The organism is Mesorhizobium sp. M7A.F.Ca.ET.027.03.2.1 (assembly GCF_003999175.1).
Classification (GTDB): Bacteria; Pseudomonadota; Alphaproteobacteria; order Rhizobiales; family Rhizobiaceae; genus Mesorhizobium.
The window spans coordinates 1-4,155 of the sequence record NZ_RZOM01000523.1 but is presented as its reverse complement, the minus strand read 5'-3'; the positions used below and the strand labels follow the sequence as shown (position 1 = coordinate 4,155).

Genomic DNA, 4,155 nt, shown 5'->3' with positions numbered 1-4,155 from the left:
ATCGCTGTCAGGAGGACCACGGCGATCGCACCGACCGTCGCCAGCAGGCCGAGCGAAGGATGGAGCAAATAAATGATCAGCAGATAAAAGGGGATCCACGGGGCGTCGAAGATAACCGTCGGTCCCGTTCCGGAAAGAAAGCCGCGCAGTCGGTCGAGATCGTGCAAAGGCTGCAGACGGTCCGCATCACGCCCTGCCTTGAGCGGCAGGGACAGGGAGATGGAGAACACCTTTTGCTGCAAATTCCTATAGAGACGGCTGCCGATGCGGACCAACACGCGAAGCCGCACGAAATCCAGAAGCCCATAGACCGCATACAGACCCAGCATTCCGATCGTGAACCCCACCAGGGTGGGAACGCTCTGCGACGGCAGAACGCGATCGTAGATCTGCAACATATAGACCGAACCGGTCAGAGCGAGAATGTTTATCACTGCCGAGAACAGCGCCACGCCAAGCAGCCCAGGCATGCAGGCGAGAATGGCGGAACGTAGCTCGGGAGATCCGGCCCCCGATGTTTTCATGACCAGCGGTCGTTCGCGCGACACTGCCGCGCCGTTACTTCCGTAAGTTGTAATGGCTCAAACCTTTCTTAGTGCGCATAGCAGCCGCTATCCGTCGCCCCCCCTTATTACGCTCTGCTTACATACGTCGACTTTGAGGAAAATGCAGCGGATTCGTGGCCTGAACCAGCGAAACGCGACCGCCGACGTCTCCCTGTCTGGGGATAACTTCCCGAAAGATGACGATTTTCGCTAAAGGAACTGGTCAGAACGGAGCCGGCAAAAGAGGCGTATGTCCTTGCTCCCAAACACTTTCAAAGGTGCCACGGTCGGCTGAGCAAAATACCTGCTACTGAGCAACAACTTAGATCAATCAAACATTCTATCCCCCTGTGTTTCGTATTTGATTTCATCCTAATGTAGCAATCACCTAAGCAGACGCGGGGCAAGAATCGAATCAACCAAAGGATCATTGGATGACACTCCATTATGCGTCCGGTGGATCAGCCACCGAAGTCGCAACCGCCGGGTTCAACCTTGTCGATGTTCAATATCTCTCGCAGGTCAATGCTTTGCCGGACGGCATGAAAGGCCTCGTCTATCTCGGCGAGCACGACGGCGTCACCTCCTCCTTCATTGAAAAAGTTACACCATTTCTGAACAATCCGAAGGTGTTCGGATTTTTCCTGATGGACGAGCCGGATCCCACCGGCAGGTGGGGCACATATGCAACTGCCGAAAACCTGAAAGCGGAATCGGATTGGATCCATTCCCATTTTCCGGGCGCCAAGACCTTCGTCACCATGATGAATATGGGGTCTCCTACAAATCCGGATTTTTCCAATACCTATAATCCGGCCAATACAGGCATCGACTATTACGGGTTGGACCCGTACCCGGTGCGCGATGACGTGAGCACGGTCGACTACAACATGATCGACAGGGCCGTGGGCGCGGCAGTGAAGTCCGGCATCCCGATCGACAAGATCATTCCGGTCTACCAGACTTTTGGCGGTGGCAACTGGACGACCGACACGGGCGGGAAGCATCAGATGCCGACGACGGAACAGATGCAAACGATGATAGATCATTGGGCAGCACTGGTTCCGTCGCCTGCTTTCGATTATGCCTATGCTTGGGGTTCGCAGAACGGAGACACAGCTCTGGAGAATTCGCCGGCGCTGCAGGCCTTCTTCCAGCAGCACAACCTCCAAAGCACCGGTGGCTCTGCCGCCCCCCCAGTAACCGATCCGATCGATACCACGACCCCGCCTCCAACCGACGTCGCCGCCCCTGCTCCGGCCACGCCTCCGACAGATGCCGCCGCTCCAGTTCCGGCCGCGCCGGCCCCGTCGGACAGCGATCATGTCTTCCATGGCACGCGCGGCGCAGACGTTTTTCACGCGACCACGGGCAATGACAAATATCTCGTCAACAATGCCCATGACAAGGCGATGGAAGCGCCAAGCGGGGGGTTCGACAAGGTCGCGGCCTCGGTGAGTTACGCTCTTACGGCGGGCTCACATATCGAGCAGCTCTCCACCGCCAGTTCGGGTGGCAGGGGGTCCATCAACTTGACCGGCAACGAATTCGATCAAGCTATCTATGGGAATGGCGGCGCCAACAAGATTAATGGTGGCGGTGGCGCCGACAAGATGACCGGATATGGTGGCAATGACACCTACTCCGTCGACAATGCTCACGACAAGGTGGTGGAGCAGAAGGGCAGCGGCATCGATAAAGTCCTCGCCTCTGTGAGTTTCGCCCTATCGGCTGGCTCGCACATCGAACAACTCGCGACCAGCAAGGCGTCCAGCAAGGCCGCGATCGACCTGACGGGCAATGAGTTCGCTCAGACCGTCAAAGGCAACGCCGGCGCCAACAAGATCGACGGCGGCGGTGGAGCCGATACTTTGACCGGCGGCCGCGGCAGTGATGTCTTCGTTTTCAGTACCGCTCTTGGCGACGGAAATGTCGACAGGATCACTGATTTCAACAAAGCCCAGGACAAAATCCACCTCGATCATTCCATCTTTGCCGGTCTCGATCAGGGGGGCCTCTCGTCGGACGCTTTCTTTGCCGGCAAAACCGCGCATGACAGTTCCGATCACATTATCTACAACAGTTCGACGGGAGCTCTTTCTTTCGACAGCGACGGCGTCGGAGGCGCAAACCAGATCCATTTCGCGAGCCTCTCTCCGCATCTGTCGATTACCGCATCGTCTTTCCTGGTCACCTGAACCAGCCCAGCGAAGAAATGCTTTAAGAAGTCGGCGAGGCCCCTGGGCCTCGCCGACAGATGTTCCGGATGAGTGGACCAACAGCTGACGTGCCGGTTCCGTCCTGAAGACCGGGCGACGCGGGCCGAGGGCCGACTTGACGGCCCAGCGCAACCACGCGTCAAAGATTTTTTGCCATCAGCGAACCGCGGAGCTCAGGCACCGCGCCGCCGCAATTGGACACTCGAAAACCTTTGACAACCAAGGTGCGCAGACCAGCCACCCGTACCGGCTCAGGCAAGCACCGCGCTCATCCCGCAAGACACGAGTCACATGAACGCTCCGGCAATCGCGAGGGAATCTCGCCTCGCCGGTCGCCACCCTTCCAAACATCCCTTGTGTCATTCAAACGGACGAGGACAGGCACCTGGTGTCCCCCTAGCGTGCACTCGGGCGGCATGCGCTCAGAGGTGATGAAAACCGGGCCATGGCAGCATCGAGAGCCAATCGGCCATGTGCGCTTGGGAGAGGCAGATGAACCCGCACCTGGTCTGCGTAGGAGGCGAGGATCACGCCTTGAGAGTTCCCTTCCTCATCGCGCTGCGAGAGAAAGGCTTTCGCGTTACGGCGGTCTCGAGCGGTTCTCCCGTACCGTTTCTTCGGCATGACATTTCGCATCACAGGTTCTCCTTCGACCGCTTTGCAAGCGGAGGCGGGGAATGGCGCACTCTCCGAACGATGCGCCGCTTGATGCAGGAGCTTCAGCCTGACCTCATCCAGAGCTTCGACACCAAGCCAAATCTGTTGACGCCCCTTTCGGTACGGGGAACTGTTCCGGTCATTCGTACCATCAACGGACTGGGGTGGACGTTCTCATCTCTGGAGCCTCGAGCCCTGGCCTTGCGTCCGGTCTATTGCGCACTGCAATGGCTTGCGTCTTCCTGGACGGCAGCGACCGTATTCCAAAATCGCGACGACCAACTGTTCTTCGAGCGCTTTCAGCTGATCGGCCGCGGAACTTCGCGACTGATACGCAGTTCCGGAATCGATGTCGATGCGTTCGCAACGGTGCGCCATCTCGGGTCCTCAGCAACGAAGATGCGAAAGGACCTCGGCCTTCAGTCCGCCGAAGTGGTGATCTTCGTCGGCCGTTTGACGCGCCAGAAAGGCGTGGCGACCCTTCTCAATGCGATCCCTCGCATCCTGTCCGCAAGGCCCGCGGCGCGGTTTGTGCTCGTCGGCCCACGAGAATCCGAGGGCTCATTCGCAATCGACAAATCGGAGCTCGATCGGCATGCACCTCATGTGCTGGCCTTGGGTCCGCGACGCGATGTCGCCGATCTCCTTGGCATGTCCGATGTATTCGCCTTTCCCACTCAGTATCGCGAGGGGGTTCCCCGTGTATTGCTCGAGGCGGGGCTGGCGGGGCCGGC

The 4,155-nt window shown here is 58.5% G+C and carries 2 protein-coding genes and 1 pseudogene; 2 read left to right on the top strand and 1 reads right to left on the bottom strand.

All coding sequences use genetic code 11. The features are described from left to right. A pseudogene (locus tag EN750_RS21280) lies at positions 1–524 on the bottom strand (type I secretion system permease/ATPase); the annotation flags it as partial. A gap of 455 nt (positions 525–979) precedes the next feature. Here EN750_RS21280 and EN750_RS21275 point away from each other — a divergent pair. Further along, positions 980–2,743, top strand: coding sequence for a calcium-binding protein (locus EN750_RS21275; protein ID WP_127397553.1), 1,764 nt, complete (start codon positions 980–982; stop codon positions 2,741–2,743). A gap of 513 nt (positions 2,744–3,256) precedes the next feature. Further along, a partial coding sequence (locus EN750_RS21270; protein ID WP_145967813.1) for a glycosyltransferase occupies positions 3,257–4,155 on the top strand: 899 nt, incomplete at its 3' end.

Excerpts from the sequence above, each read along its gene's own strand:
- EN750_RS21275 (WP_127397553.1), top strand. The coding sequence starts at position 980 with ATGACACTCCATTATGCGTCCGGTGGATCAGCCACCGAAGTCGCAACC.